General features: G+C 38.1%; 16 protein-coding genes. 3 read left to right on the top strand and 13 right to left on the bottom strand.

The window, feature by feature from the left end; translation table 11 throughout:
* Positions 1-277: 277 nt before the first annotated feature.
* The 5 genes from J1E28_RS06000 to J1E28_RS06020 all read right to left on the bottom strand — a co-directional run bounded on the left by J1E28_RS06000 (position 278) and on the right by J1E28_RS06020 (position 5,014).
* Entirely contained in the window at positions 278-1,018 is a 741-nt protein-coding gene (locus J1E28_RS06000; RefSeq protein ID WP_291027766.1) for an amino acid ABC transporter ATP-binding protein, read from the bottom strand.
* The gene (locus J1E28_RS06005; protein ID WP_291027768.1) at positions 1,015-1,671 is read right to left on the bottom strand and encodes an amino acid ABC transporter permease; all 657 of its coding nucleotides are present in this window, start codon (positions 1,669-1,671) and stop codon (positions 1,015-1,017) included. The genes J1E28_RS06000 and J1E28_RS06005 overlap by 4 nt, the downstream gene beginning before the upstream one ends.
* On the bottom strand, positions 1,671-2,333 hold the full coding sequence (locus J1E28_RS06010; RefSeq protein ID WP_291027793.1) for an amino acid ABC transporter permease: 663 nt from the start codon (positions 2,331-2,333) through the stop codon (positions 1,671-1,673). The genes J1E28_RS06005 and J1E28_RS06010 overlap by 1 nt, the downstream gene beginning before the upstream one ends.
* A gap of 186 nt (positions 2,334-2,519) precedes the next feature.
* Positions 2,520-4,499: a DUF4105 domain-containing protein gene (locus J1E28_RS06015; protein WP_291027770.1), complete on the bottom strand. Its 1,980-nt coding sequence runs from the start codon at positions 4,497-4,499 to the stop codon at positions 2,520-2,522.
* 77 nt (positions 4,500-4,576) lie between these two features.
* Complete coding sequence (locus tag J1E28_RS06020) at positions 4,577-5,014, bottom strand: DUF3015 family protein (protein ID WP_291027772.1); 438 nt, start codon at positions 5,012-5,014, stop codon at positions 4,577-4,579.
* Between the two features lie 223 nt (positions 5,015-5,237).
* Here J1E28_RS06020 and J1E28_RS06025 point away from each other — a divergent pair, with 223 nt between their 5' ends.
* The 3 genes from J1E28_RS06025 to J1E28_RS06035 all read left to right on the top strand — a co-directional run bounded on the left by J1E28_RS06025 (position 5,238) and on the right by J1E28_RS06035 (position 8,424).
* The gene (locus J1E28_RS06025) at positions 5,238-5,762 is read left to right on the top strand and encodes a hypothetical protein (protein ID WP_291027774.1); all 525 of its coding nucleotides are present in this window, start codon (positions 5,238-5,240) and stop codon (positions 5,760-5,762) included.
* Positions 5,759-6,316, top strand: a complete 558-nt coding sequence (locus tag J1E28_RS06030; RefSeq protein ID WP_291027775.1) for a hypothetical protein — start codon at positions 5,759-5,761, stop codon at positions 6,314-6,316. The genes J1E28_RS06025 and J1E28_RS06030 overlap by 4 nt, the downstream gene beginning before the upstream one ends.
* A 71-nt stretch (positions 6,317-6,387) precedes the next feature.
* Complete coding sequence (locus tag J1E28_RS06035) at positions 6,388-8,424, top strand: AAA family ATPase (RefSeq protein ID WP_291027777.1); 2,037 nt, start codon at positions 6,388-6,390, stop codon at positions 8,422-8,424.
* Here J1E28_RS06035 and J1E28_RS06040 read toward each other — a convergent pair.
* The 8 genes from J1E28_RS06040 to panD are packed head-to-tail and all read right to left on the bottom strand — an operon-like array spanning position 8,421 to position 13,611.
* On the bottom strand, positions 8,421-9,317 hold the full coding sequence (locus J1E28_RS06040) for a carbon-nitrogen hydrolase (RefSeq protein ID WP_291027779.1): 897 nt from the start codon (positions 9,315-9,317) through the stop codon (positions 8,421-8,423). The genes J1E28_RS06035 and J1E28_RS06040 overlap by 4 nt on opposite strands.
* 3 nt (positions 9,318-9,320) lie before the next feature.
* Positions 9,321-9,473, bottom strand: a complete 153-nt coding sequence (locus J1E28_RS06045) for a hypothetical protein (RefSeq protein ID WP_291027781.1) — start codon at positions 9,471-9,473, stop codon at positions 9,321-9,323.
* On the bottom strand, positions 9,460-10,155 hold the full coding sequence (locus J1E28_RS06050; protein WP_291027795.1) for a ThiF family adenylyltransferase: 696 nt from the start codon (positions 10,153-10,155) through the stop codon (positions 9,460-9,462). The genes J1E28_RS06045 and J1E28_RS06050 overlap by 14 nt, the downstream gene beginning before the upstream one ends.
* Positions 10,156-10,163: 8 nt before the next feature.
* Entirely contained in the window at positions 10,164-10,958 is a 795-nt protein-coding gene (gene surE / locus J1E28_RS06055) for a 5'/3'-nucleotidase SurE (RefSeq protein ID WP_291027783.1), read from the bottom strand.
* A complete protein-coding gene (locus J1E28_RS06060) occupies positions 10,955-11,827 on the bottom strand; it encodes a polyprenyl synthetase family protein (protein WP_291027785.1) in 873 nt (290 codons plus the stop codon). The genes surE and J1E28_RS06060 overlap by 4 nt, the downstream gene beginning before the upstream one ends.
* Positions 11,828-11,835: 8 nt before the next feature.
* On the bottom strand, positions 11,836-12,927 hold the full coding sequence (locus J1E28_RS06065) for a PDZ domain-containing protein (RefSeq protein ID WP_291027787.1): 1,092 nt from the start codon (positions 12,925-12,927) through the stop codon (positions 11,836-11,838).
* Positions 12,920-13,246, bottom strand: coding sequence for a YbaB/EbfC family nucleoid-associated protein (locus J1E28_RS06070; protein ID WP_291027789.1), 327 nt, complete (start codon positions 13,244-13,246; stop codon positions 12,920-12,922). Before J1E28_RS06070 ends, J1E28_RS06065 begins: the two co-directional genes overlap by 8 nt.
* Positions 13,247-13,248: 2 nt before the next feature.
* On the bottom strand, positions 13,249-13,611 hold the full coding sequence (gene panD / locus J1E28_RS06075) for an aspartate 1-decarboxylase (protein ID WP_291027791.1): 363 nt from the start codon (positions 13,609-13,611) through the stop codon (positions 13,249-13,251).
* Positions 13,612-13,796: the final 185 nt, after the last annotated feature.

The following is a 13,796-nucleotide window of genomic DNA, read 5'->3' on the forward strand; positions in this document are numbered from 1 at the left end:
AAGCGTCGTCGGGGTGGGGGATAATAAGGGGGAGGGAGCGACTTCGCAATTTAAGCCCCTCCCCCTTATAGAAAAAAGAATCTAGCAAATATAAAAAGTTGAGAGAATTCTAAAATCTTATTTGTTTTAAAAATAATCCTTTAGCTTAGATTCTAAATCAAAACCATAGAATCTAAAAAATTTTAATTCTGCATTTAACTTAAAATCCAAAATAAAAGCTTGTGTTTTTAAGATTCTAGAACTTACCTTTTTGTCTCTATTTATCTGTAACCAAATTTTAAAGCTCAAAAACATTTAAAAATTTCTGCGCTCTTTGGCTTTTGGGTGCGGTAAAAAATGTTTGCGGGGAGGATTGCTCAATGAGCTTGCCCTCATCAAAAAAGCAAATCCTATCAGCGACTTTTTGGGCAAAGCGCATTTCGTGGGTTACAATGAGCATCGTCATACCCTCTTTGGCAAGTTCTAAAATCACTTCTAGCACCTCTTTTACCATTTCTGGGTCAAGTGAGGCAGTTACTTCATCAAAAAGCATAATTTCTGGATTCATACATAATGCCCTCACAATAGCCACGCGTTGCTTTTGCCCACCACTTAATGCTTTGGGTGAGGATTCTATTTTTTCTTCTAGTCCTACACGTTTAAGGAGGGCGCGTGCTTGTGCAAGTGCTTCCTTTTTGTCGCGTTTTTGGACTTTAAGGGGTCCTAGCAAAATATTATCAATCACGCTCATATGGGGAAATAAATCATAGCTTTGAAAAACCATACCGATGCGTTGGCGAATCTTACTCCATTGAGCCTTTTTGTGATTAATGCGTTCATTTTGAAGCAAAATCTCTCCGCCTTGTGTGGATTCTAGTCCATTAATACAGCGCAAAAAGGTGCTTTTACCACAGCCACTTGCACCTAAAATCACCACAACCTCACCTTTTTGCACATCAAGCGAAATATCATCTAATACAAAATGCACGCCATCATAGGTTTTCTTAAGATGAGAGATGCGAAGTAAGGGTGTGTTCATTGATATGTTTTCTCCAATTTTTTGCTTAAGTATGAGAGCGGATAGCAGAGGATAAAGTAGGTGCAAAAAATTCCCCCATATACCCAAAAACTCGCATTTGGGTTTGATTTATTAAGCTCGATAATTTGCTGTCCAACTTTGAGCAAATCTACCGCACCAAGCAGAGCTACAAGCGAGGTGGTTTTTATCATACGCGTGGAGAGTGAGATAAGAGAGGGTAAAAGCCTCTGCAATGCTTGAGGTAAGATAATATAGAGCATAATTTGCCATTGCTTTAAGCCCAAAGCCTTGCCACTTTGGGTTTGATGTTTGGGTAAAGAGGTGATAGCCCCGCGCACCAAATCCCCCACTTCAGCGATCCCCCAAAGGCTAAAGACAATAATTGCACTTGTTATGGCATCTAAATTAATATCAAAGGCTTGTGAGATGCCAAAAAACACCACAAAAAGCCACGCTAAGATAGGCACAATGCGCACACATTCAAGGTAGAATCGACATAGCCCTTGCAAGAATATATTTTTGATAGTCATCACAAAGCCTAGCAATAATCCGCCAAGTGTGGCAAAGATAATAGAAATAAGCGCGATTTGAAGCGTGAGAAGCACCCCTTGAGCGAGTCGTGCGAGATTTGAGCCAACAAAAAATATTTCCATTACAGCACCCGATTTTTATAGTATCGCTCAAGCAGTGAAAATATCACAGAAAGTGGCAAAAGCACGATGAGGTAGCACAATAAAAGCATTAAGAGAGCTTCGTTGGTTTTGTAATATTGCGTAATCACATCTTTTGCTACAAACATCACATCTGCGAGGGCAATCACGCTCACAACTGAAGTTTCTTTCAAAAGAAAAATTATATTTGCGCCCACAGAGGGCAGAGCAACGCCAAGTGATTGAGGGAGAATCACATAGCGCATCATTTGTTCTGTGCCTAGCCCAAGGCTTTGGGCGCTTTCAATTTGTGAGCGGGGGATAGATTCTAATCCTGTGCGAAAGCTCTCACACATATAGCCCCCGCCCAAGAAAGCTAATCCCACAATCGCACACACATATTCATTGAGATTCACTCCTATTATACTATGTAATCCATAGTAGAGGAAAAAAAGCTGTATAAGCAGGGGTGTATTACGCGCTAATTCCACATAAATACTTACAATAAAGCGCAAAAAACGCACTTTAAAAAAAAGAATCTGTGCGCTTATAAACCCAATAAGAAGCGAGAGTGTAATGCCAAAAAAAGCAATATATAGGGTAAGAGAGAGGGCTTTGGCAAACATCGGCACGCATTGTCGCATAAACTCAAAATCAAGCATTATTTCCCTTCTAATTTTGGGGATATTATATAGAGAATTATTAAAAATTAGCCAATGTATTGAGCTAAGGTATAAGGCTTATTAACACACAGCAAGAATTGAGAATCTAAAAAAAACAAGAATCTGTTAAAAATAGAGAAAGCAAGATTCTAAGATTCTAAAAATCCTTACACTACATCAATATAAAGCTTAAAAATAGAATCTCACGCCAAACATTGATGTGGGTTGGAATGAGGGATTAAGATCATTCTTGAGCATTGAAAGTCGTGCAAGGAGAGCGAGATTTTGCTTGAGATTAATGCTTAATGTGCTATCAATAGAGTGATTAAAATGATTTATATCATAACCTTTTAGCTTATATTCTAGGGTAGCCTTGAGGCGATTATCATCTTGTAAAATCAGTCCAAATACTTGGTTGAGGGCAAAATCGGGGCGATGATGATTGACAAAAAAGGTTGGTTCAAGCAGATAATAGCTATATCCAAAATTAAAAAAATTAAGAGAGAATCCCCCACCAAATGCTGCAAAATAATGCAAATCCTCATCATTAAATTTGCGGTTAAATCCAGTCTCAAGCCGATAAGAAAAAGGCTTAAAAAATTTGCTCATCTGCGCGATTGAGGCAACAGAGAGGATATTAAGCTCATAGAGTGTAAAGCCATTGTGCGTTTTACTTGTATCATAATAGCCCAAAGCGCGCATAAGCTCAATTTGCGCTCCCTTTAAATAGCCTTTGTCATTATCTGTTAAATCGTGATAGGCGATTCTAAAATCAAGCGCAGGGTGCCCCCCCCCTTGTTTATTTACAAGAAGCATTGGAGTAATGCGCAAACTTTGATTGCCCTCTAGCGGATTTGAAGGGATGGGTAAAAAAGGCGGTGTGTTTGCGCCAAGGCTAGAGCGCACAGAAGCAAGATTATGTGCAATTTCTGTATATTTTTCTTTATCAAGTTTGCCCTTAATAAAGCGGTATTCGCTTAGCTCAATAGCTGATTCTAAGATGTATTGCTTCGCGCTTAGTGGGAGTTTAGAATCTTGTGCGATTGCTTCAGGTTCTTTTGCACCTTTGGCAAGGGATTTAGCAAGTGAAACTTGAGCATTACTCATTACTTTTTCATAAGAAAGGAGTTTAGCGCGTTTGCTTGGACGATAGACGATTTGAGTAATAAGATTGGCTTTTTGGAAAACAAAGAGTGTTTCAGGAGGATTGACTTGGTAGATAAATTGATGGCGCAGTTGCAGACTTGGACGTGCGACTTCAAGTAGCCACAAGATATTATAGGAGCAATTTCGATCAAAGAAATAATACCAGCTAAAAGAATCACTTAGCTCCCAAATGTGATTATAGAGTTGGGTAATTTCTTGGGGATTCAAATTAAGCTCATATTCCCACATATCGCGGGATTCTACATTGGCATATTCTTTGATTTTATCATAATAGGGCAAGTTAGAATAACTTCCCGTGTAAAAGCCAAAAAGCCCATTAAAGGCAAAGGCAATAGGATTTTCTGTATTTTGGTCTGCATCTGCTTGGTAATTAATTGCAAAGGCAAGGAGGCGCGATTGAAACACAGAATCTAAGAGCAAAAATGTATGTCCAAACATCGAAGCAGGAGAATTAATATGAGCAGAGGGGAAAACAATACTTGCCTTGGTGGGGGCGATATATTTAAGCATAGCTTCAAACTCTGCACACTCTAATTGAGGCAAAGAGACAAAATCAAGATGCTTGGAGAGAAAGTTTAGACGCGCAGGGAAGCGACAAAGCGCGTGATAATCTTGTGGCTCAATGGAGCGTGTGGGGAGCTTGATGTCATTTTCTTCAAATTCTATGATTTGCCTTAGCCTTTTTTGTTTAATCACTTCAGGCACGACAATAGAGGAGATTGGCGCATAAAAAGCAACAATCGTAGCTTCTAACTCATCTTGAGCGAGATTTTTAGATTTTTTGATATTTGGTGTGAGAAAAAAATAGGGCGAAATAATTTCGCTTTTATGTGTATCAATATGCAAAAGATCTTTCCATTCTTTTGAATCTGCAAGATTTAAAGCTTTGGCTTGAGCGATAAGGTTTTCGATAATAATTTCTGTGCTTTGGGTATGAGCAAAAGTATTTGTATGGAGCAAAAACACAAAAGAGAGAGGAATAAAAAATTTATGATAAATCAAATGAGCCTCGAAAGTTTAAAAATGATAGAAAAGAGTGGGTGCATACAAAGCTTTTATGGGCTTTGTATGCTAAAAAATTATAAACTTGCTACGCCATCAAGAACATCTGCGCTTTGTGCATCTTTGCTTGCATAGAGTTTATTGTAGTTTTCTTGAAGAGCTACTTTGAAAGCTTCTTTGTCGCTTACATTAAGAAGTTCTACGAGTGTATCAAGGTGTTCGCCTCTTCCTTGTGCAATTTCTTGAGAAAGAGCGTCCATATTAGAAGCTACGAATTCTTGTGTGCGGCTATCCATAACAATTTTGCCAGACTTACAGCCTGATGTTCCTGAGGTAATACCAAAAGTTTGTGTACCAGTAGAGGCATTTGTTGTGATTTGGAATAGATTCCACAAAAGCCCTTGCTTATCAATGAGTGTTGAACCAAGACCACAACCTGTATTGCTATTTGCTGCAGCAAATGCACCTGTTGCTAAACCTGCGCTAAGAGCTAAACTGATGAGAACTTTTTTCATCATTCTATCCTTTATGAGAAAATTTGCTTCCTAAAAGAGAGCGTAGAATTATATATCCCAAAATATAAAATGATACTGAATTAAGAGTTGTAGTTACAACATATAGTAATAATTTTGTCAATATCTACTTTACAAAAAATGTAAAATACATATTGACAAAATTGTGTATATCCTATATAATATTTAGCATCACATCAAAAAATACAAAAAGGAGCGCAAGGCTATGAAGCAGATAAGTCAAAAAATGCCAAAGCTCTTGCGAGAGCGATTAAAGGAGGTTGAGATTCGACTCGTGGATTTGGCAGATTTTTTGCAAGTTTCGCGCCCTACAGCATATAGATTCATACAAATGTATGAAACAGGATATAAGGATTCTATCGAGCCCAAATTGTGCAATTTTTTTGATTTTGTAATGCAAGAAGAGCAGCTTAGCAAAAGCGAGGCGATGAGCTATATTATAAAAAATCTTGTGCAGCCAAACAACATACAAGATAGAGCGCATATTATTGCAAATCTTTTAAAAAAGGAGAGTAGCGTGAAAGTAGCATTTATTGATGCAATAGCACGAACACAAGTGCTTGATCCAATTTTGGACTATTTGCTTGAATGCCAAAAGATTCTATCTAAAGGCAGTAAGGGCAAAAAGACTTTAGACAAGGAAGAGAGAGAAAAGCTTGCGCCACTAGGTGAGTTATATGCTAAGCTAGGCTTACGCCTTGATATAAAAAACACAAAGGAGATAAGATGAAAAAGATAAACACAAGAGGGCTTGTATTTGAGCATTTTAGGAATCTAGGTATAAACTCAAAAGAGGAGTTAGAGGAAAAGGTAAGGAGTGCAGGGGCAAACAATGCAAAAATAAGTAATACACTGCATTTAGATGCTATAAATGAGGGTGGTTTGCTTGTCTTACTTGGTGGTAATAATGCAGGTAAAAGTAATGTTTTTGAGGGATTGGAGCGTTTTTCTAACAAAAGCTTGAAAGAGGAGGATAAGCCAGATTTTGATAATTATAAGGGGGCACCAGAGCTTACGCTTACATATTGTATTGCTGATGAGCAAACACTTCAGGCAATAGAGGGGAAATCTAAAATAATAAATGAGTGCAAAGATAATTTTACAGGCAAGACTTATGGGATATTTTTTACTGCAGGCAGCCTTGATACTGCTACAAAAAATATGAATCAAAATGCGGGGGGGGGGCTACTGAAAGTCAATCCTTTACAAAAAATCAATATTGTGAATTTATTGAGCAAAAGTTTAGAGATGATGAAGTATGGGCAGTATATGGCGATTATATAGAGACTAACACCACCCAAGAAAATGACAAAAAACATACAGAGATTCGGCTTATATTAAAAAAGAATAAATATGTGCTATTGTGTAGCGCAGATGAGGGTGGCAAGGCATTAAAATGCTTTAGAATCCTTGAAAACAAATCTTTTGATGAGATAAAAGATAGTAATCGCGCTATAAAGCTTAATTGTAGTTTTAAAGTAGGGGAAAAAGCCCCGAAAGATTGTGATGATGCAAAGCAGTTAAGAGACTTTTTAAAAGAAGCTTTTGAATCCGCACAAGAAAGCACTTTACAACAAGAAATTCCTCCAAAAACCTTTAAAGCAACATTAAATGATATGGGGGGTCTTTCCACCACCCTACCTAAAAAAGAACAACAAATATCTGGTGTAGCAGAGGCTAGAGAGCATATGTATGCAATCATTAATAAAATTCAATCAATCACGAGCAGATATAATGAAAAATTATATGAAATCGAGGAGGGAATAGAAGGGATTTGGGATATGAGGCAGATTTGGGATATAGATATAGGGCTTTTCCAGTATTACTATGAAACACTAGGGCAGATTATACAAGGTATTCCCAACTACTCCTTCTCCTCCGGAGAGAACGAAGAGTCCTTCCAATTCGTAGATAAAGAAGAGTTTGTAAAAATGTCCAAAAAGCCATTGGAAAGCTTTGTAAAAACAATCATAGTCGATGATGATATGCTAAAAAAGCATTGTGATGTTGCTTTTCCACCTTCTATTACACTCTATAAAGAGCGAAAGATTACAAGCAAAGATTTGAGTGTGAAGCCTAAAGACATAGCAGAATCTGCATTTTTTCAAACACTCAATACCATTTTAAATCGCAATAAAAGCAAAAAAGAGTGTATAGACATTATAAGCAGGATAGCAGAGGCTGAAACAAAGTATCATAGAAAGATAGAAGAAGAAATTAATAAACATCTACAAGAAGTCATTAATAAACGTTTTAATGAGCTATACTGCCTTGAGAAAAAAGTCTATGCGTTTGAAATTCGGCTCGATTCACAAGAAGTGCTTTTAAATATCACAAAAGATAAAGAGATAATTGATTTAGATAAACAGAGCGTGGGCTTTAGAAAGTTTTTTAATCTCTATTTTAACTTCCTTTATAGCCAAGAGATAAGCAGAGGAGATATTGTGTGTATTGATGAGCCAGAAAATAGCCTATCTCTTCCCGCACAAAGAGATTTACGCGATTTTTTACGGGACTTTGGCAGACAAAGCGGGATTTTATTTATCATAGCGACACACTCGCCCTCTATGATTGATATTAATCATCTTGATAAGGTACGCATTGTGAAGCCTTGTAGCGAAATATCTAGCGATTTAAAAGGCTCGGCTTTTATCAATAATATCTCGGCTTTAGGCTATGGGGAAAGTGATGTGCTCAAAGAGATATTTTTGGCATTAGGAGGGCAGATTGACTTTGATAAGAGCAAAGTTATATTTGTCGAGGGTATAGCAGATTATAATATCCTCACAGCTTATGCAAGAATCTATGCTCAAAACAACAAAGATACAGCAGATTCTAAAGAGCTTATCTTTTTGCCAATAGGCGGGCTTGGTGCTGATGATAAGGAAAATCAAGGTTCTAAAAGCCAAAAAGACTCTAAGCAAAACACGCCCGAAATGAGCTCAGAGCAGGAGAAAAAAGTGGAGCATTTGCTTGAGTTTGCTAAAAAATGCAATATTTTAAATCCTATTTTGCTTGTAGATGATGATAAGGCAGGAAGGGCTATGAAAGAAGGTGTTGAGGCAGATTCTAAGTTTAAAGCCCTAAGTGTCCTAACACTCAAAGAAGCTTTTATAGAAGATAACAAAGAATTTAAAAAAGGCTTTGAACATTTAAATAAAGAGAATCTAGAGATAGAGCAGCTCTTTAGTAGTGAGGACAGAGAAAGATTTGGCTTTGATAGCTATAAAGAAAATAAACAAGTGAGTATTATCTCAAGTAGTTTTAAAGACGAAATTTTAAAGAAATTAGAGTCCAAAGAAAACAAAATAGGGCTTAATAAGCAGACAAAAAGGAATTTTGATGAGCTTTTCAAATATCTTATTGACTTTAAAGAAAGCAATAACGCCTAATCGCAGAATCTTTTCAAAAGAGGCTTGTAAGATTCTATGCGCCTATCACGCAAAAAAGGCCACATACGGCGCACTTCCTCGCTTCTTTGCAAATCAATACAGCCATAGAGAATCTCCTCTTTATCCTCACTTGCTTGAGCGATAAGCTCACCTTGTGCGCCAAAGATAAAGCTTGAGCCCCAAAATCGTATGCCATTGCCCACCCCGCTACTATCAGATTCAAAGCCTACACGATTAATCGCCATTGTGGGCAATCCATTAGCGATACTATGCCCTCTCTGCACAGCTATCCAAGCTTCTTTTTGACGCATTTTTTCTTGCTTACTATCCTCATCAAACCACCCAATGGCGGTAGGGTAAATAAGCATTTGCGCCCCTTTAAGCGCCATAATGCGTGCAGCTTCAGGATACCACTGGTCCCAGCAAATAAGCACTCCAAGCTTTCCTACACTTGTTTGTATAGGCTCAAAACCCATATCACCGGGGGTAAAATAAAATTTTTCATAAAATTGTGGGTCGTCTGGAATGTGCATTTTGCGGTATTTTCCAGCTATTTCGCCATTTTTTTCAAACACAACTGCAGTATTATGATACAGCCCTGCACTGCGCCGCTCAAAGAGTGAGGTAAGCAAAACAATGTGATGTTTTTTGGCAAGAGAGCTAAAAAAGGCAATATCTTTATTAAAATCAGCTGCATAATCAAAAAAGCGTGGATTCTCGCTTTGGCAGAAGTATTCGCGCGTATGTAGCTCCTGCAAACATACAAGTTCTGCTCCGCTTTTTTTTGCCTGTGCTATCATTTGCGCACTTTTTTCTATCATACTTTCTCTATCGCCTGTATAGGCTTGTTGCAAGAGGGCGACTTTGAGTGTTAGAGGGGCATTTTTATTCATAGCTTACTCATCATCATATTCGCTATCAGGACTTTCATAGTCATCATCATCATAGTTACTATATGAATTGCCTTCATCTTCATCAAAATATTCAAGATCCATATCATCTTGGCTGTATTCATCATCTTCAAAATTATCATAATCATCGCGCATCATATTCCTCCTTAAGTATATTTTGTATAACTTCACTTGCAATTGTTAGTCCAAAACTTGCTGTTACTGCACTACAGCTCCCTAGATTCTTGCATTTTGGCACTTCAGGGCTGAATACTGCCTTAAAGGGTTTTTTGATATGGGCTTTTTTAAGATGAATGCGCAATTTTCGTGCAAATTTGTCGCCATAAGTTTTCCAAATATTATCCACGCGGATATGTAGGGGGCTAAGTTTTTTAGCAGAGCCTGTGGAGACGATATATCGCCCTAATGGCTTGTTTGAGGCGATTTTGGCAATTTGCACTTTTGTATAAATATCATCAATGGCATCAATAATATAATCAAATTCCATCATATCAAATTGAGTGAAAAACTCCGCACTTGCGCGTTCTTGTATGGGGGTAATGCCCTCATAGAGTTTGGCTAAAACTGCTACTTTTGGCTCATTAAGATATTCTGCGCCGATTTGGCGATTTTGGTTTGTAACATCAAAGCAATCTTTATCGATGATTGTAATATTTCTTATACCACTGCGATAGAGGCAATCTAGCGCAAATCCGCCCACGCCTCCTACGCCAAAAATAAGCACTTTTTGATTTTGTAAATGTTTGAAGGTATCGCCAAAGAGCATTCTTGAGCGCGTGTATCTATCACATATTTGACTTTCTGCCTTTGCTGATTGCATTACAAGATTCACTGCTTAATCCAAGCAGAGAGATTTGCGTTATCTTCATAACTTGTCATATCAAGTTTTATAGGCGTAAGGGAAATGTAATTTTCGTGAATTGCCTTAAAATCCGAGCCATTATCATAGGGTGTATCTTTTCGCTCCTCCCATTGCAGTGGGTGCAATCCTAGCCAATAGTATTCTCTTCCCCAAGGGTTGCGGTGCAAATGCGCATCATTGGCGTAGATTCTATATCCCATTTGCGTGATTTTATAGCCCTTGCATTCTTGGGGTTTGATAGGAGGAACATTGATGTTAAGCAGTTTGCGCTCTCCTAATGGAAAGCCTTTGTCAAAAATCATTTTTACAATATCTACGATACATTTTTGTGCGAGTGAAAAATCAAAATGCTTAGAGCGATTTATATCTTTCATCATTTGTGATATGGCGATAGAAGGCACTCCTTGAATACACGCTTCCATAGCCCCTGCAATCGTGCCTGAATAGGTAATATCTTCTCCCATATTTGAGCCTAAATTAATGCCAGAAATTACCAAATCAGGCTTGTAGTCCTCTTTGTAGAGTGTATTAAGCGCAAGATACACACAATCACTTGGTGTGCCATCTTCGAGCTTATAAAAATCATCATCAAGACGCACAAAGCTAAGCGGACGTGTGAGGGTTAGCCCGTGCCCACAAGCGGATTTTTCGTTCGCAGGGGCAACCACCATAATATGGGCAAGATTCCGCAAAGCATCTTTGAGTGCGCTTAAGCCACTTGATTCAAAGCCATCATCATTGGTAAGTAAAATCCTTTTCATTCAATCTCCTTAAAATAATCTTGTAAAAGCGAGTTTAGATTCTTGCTTATGGCGTTTTCAAATCGTGCAATTTTGTCTTGAAGTTGTGATTTTTGCACACGAAATTCTGCCTTTGCCCCCTCTAATCCAAGCAGATTCACATAACTATTTTTATAGGTATCATTTTGCGTAGTTTTACCTGCTTGTGTCTCATCAAGGCAGGCATCAATAATATCATCACGAAGTTGAAAATATATGCCAAGTTCTAAACCAAATTCATAAAGCAAGGCGCATAGTTCTTTGGGCGCACAAGCGATAATGCCACCAAATTGTAGTGAGGTAGCAATGAGTTTAGCTGTTTTATTGAGATGAATGATTTTGAGTTGTTCTAAGGAGAGTTTAGTATGCTCAAAGGCGCAATCAAGCATTTGCCCTAGCACCATACCACCGATTCCGGCATTGAGAGAGAGAGCTTGGATAAGCTCTAGGCGCACTTTTGCATCAAGATGTGCAAGAGCTAGGAGAAAAAACGCATAGGTATTTAATCCATCACCCACAAGCAAAGCAAGTGTTTCATCATATTTGGTATGTAAGGTGGCAGCCCCTCTTCGTAATGGGGCATTATCCATACAGGGCAAATCATCGTGGATAAGGGAATAGGTATGAATGCACTCTATGCTTAATGCAGGCAAAAAAGCATTTTTTAAGAGTTGTGGGGCGAGGGCATCAACGATACAAAAAAGCAGGGCAGGGCGAAAGCGTTTGCCACCATTTTTCATCATCTCCCAAAGTGCATTTTCATAATGTGGGTGAAAGCTTGGAATCTTTGGGGCTTGAGCAATGAGAAAAGATTCAAAATCATTAAGAATCTCTGTGATATTTTGTCGCATATACTCTCCTAAAGCTTGATAAAAATCTCAAGATTATTCCGCACAATAAGAAGCTGCATCTTATCTCCAAATCGCTCATCAAATCGCGTTTGAGAGAGAAGGTATTTTAATCGTTCAAATCGTTTGTGTATCGTATCAGTGGCATTTGTGAGAATTGGCTCTTTATTAATCCATACGATTTTATCGCCTGCGCGTAGCGGGGAAAATCGCCCTGCAAGAGAGGGATTAATGGATTGGATAATCATATTTTCATCAATATTAATGCCAAATTGCTCTAAGAATGTCTCTTTAAGTAAGAATCCACCATATCGTTGGCTTACCTTAGCATTTACTTGCAGGGTTTTGTTACCGCGTCTAATAAGCACCTTTGCGCTTGAACCTTTTTTGAGATTGCTGATAATCCACTCGGCTTCACTGCTATTATTAATTTTTGTGCCATTGATAGAGAGAATCTCATCTTGTGGTTGAAAAGGAATATCAGTAAAAGGATTCATTATGCTTACAATAGGCTTAGATGAGCTAAATCGAATGCCCAAATCGCCATAATAGGGGGTTTTTTGTGCAAGAAATCTATCAATATATTTTTTTTCGATAAATTTTTGATTGCCCACGCCTATGCCATAAATTTGATAGCAAATATTGCCCAAAACGCCATTGGCAGATGTAGATGATGAGAATTGCGCATAATCAATAAAGCCATTTTGTCGTTTTGTAATCTGCCCTGTATGGACTTTGGCATTTGCGCTAATAAAGGCAAGATTCTTGTCTTTAAGTGTGCGCGCATCAAGTGCAAGCAAGTCATAGCTTTGCTTTGTGCGTGCCGCAGCGATGAGATAGAGTCCTATGAATGGATCGGCTTTTAGAATCTTCACGCCACTTGGGGCTGTGGGCGAAAACATAATATGATGTTGTTGTGCGCCATTTTTGAGGCTAATAGCATAGCTTGAGCCTACAGGAGTGCTTGCAGCTTTGAAATATTTTACACAATGGGAATAGTCATATCCCCATAAAGACGCACTATAAAAGAGTAGAGAAACGAAACATAATGCGTGAAATTTGTAAAAAAAAGTGTGAATATGATGCGCTAAATTTTTAGGCATTTGGTTTTCCGCCAAAGATGTTAAACCCCCCACCTAGTCCATTGAGGAGATTTAAAGCGCTTGATTGACGATTGCTTTCTATATTTTTACACAAATCATTAAATGCACTTATGAGTAGAATCTGCAAGGATTCTTTATCTTCAAGTAGGCTATCATCAATGCTTATATCAATCACTTCTCCCGCACCATTAGCACTCACGCTCACAAGCCCACCGCCGCTTTTAGCAGTAAGCGTTGTTTGCTTGTTTTGTTCTTCTAGCTCCTTAATTGAATCCTGCATTGAACCGAGCAAAGCTCCAAGTTGGTTTGGGTCAAACATTATCACACCTCACTTGTTATAGATAGAATCTCATTATTTTCTCCCACTTGCACGATTGTGGGTTTGTAGTTTGCGAGTTCCTCTTGGTTGTAGGAAGCATAAGCTATGATGATAATCACATCACCTATTTGCACCTTGCGTGCTGCTGCTCCATTAAGGCATATCTCACCCTTTTTATCGCCATAAATTACATAGGTACTGAAACGTTCCCCATTATTGATGTTAAGAATTTCTACTTTCATTCCTGCTAAGAGATTGGCGCTTTGAGCAAGTGCTTTGTCAATGGTGATTGAGCCGACATAGTTAAGATTTGCATCACTCACACGAGCACGATGAATTTTTGAGTAAAGCATTTCAAATTGCATAGGACACCTTAGATGTATCTTTAGAACTTCATAATTATTTTATTTTAGGGAGTATCATTCTAGCATAAAAGTGTGTAAATTGATTAATGGGTTTTGTGGAGGAAATTTGTTTTGAGCTTTGGTTGATGTATTTTTTTGATGTATCTATGCGCCAAAATGCCTTAAGATTCATAATTTAGAAACTT

It is taken from the genome of Helicobacter sp. (genome assembly GCF_022511165.1).
GTDB lineage: Bacteria > Campylobacterota > Campylobacteria > Campylobacterales > Helicobacteraceae > Helicobacter_C.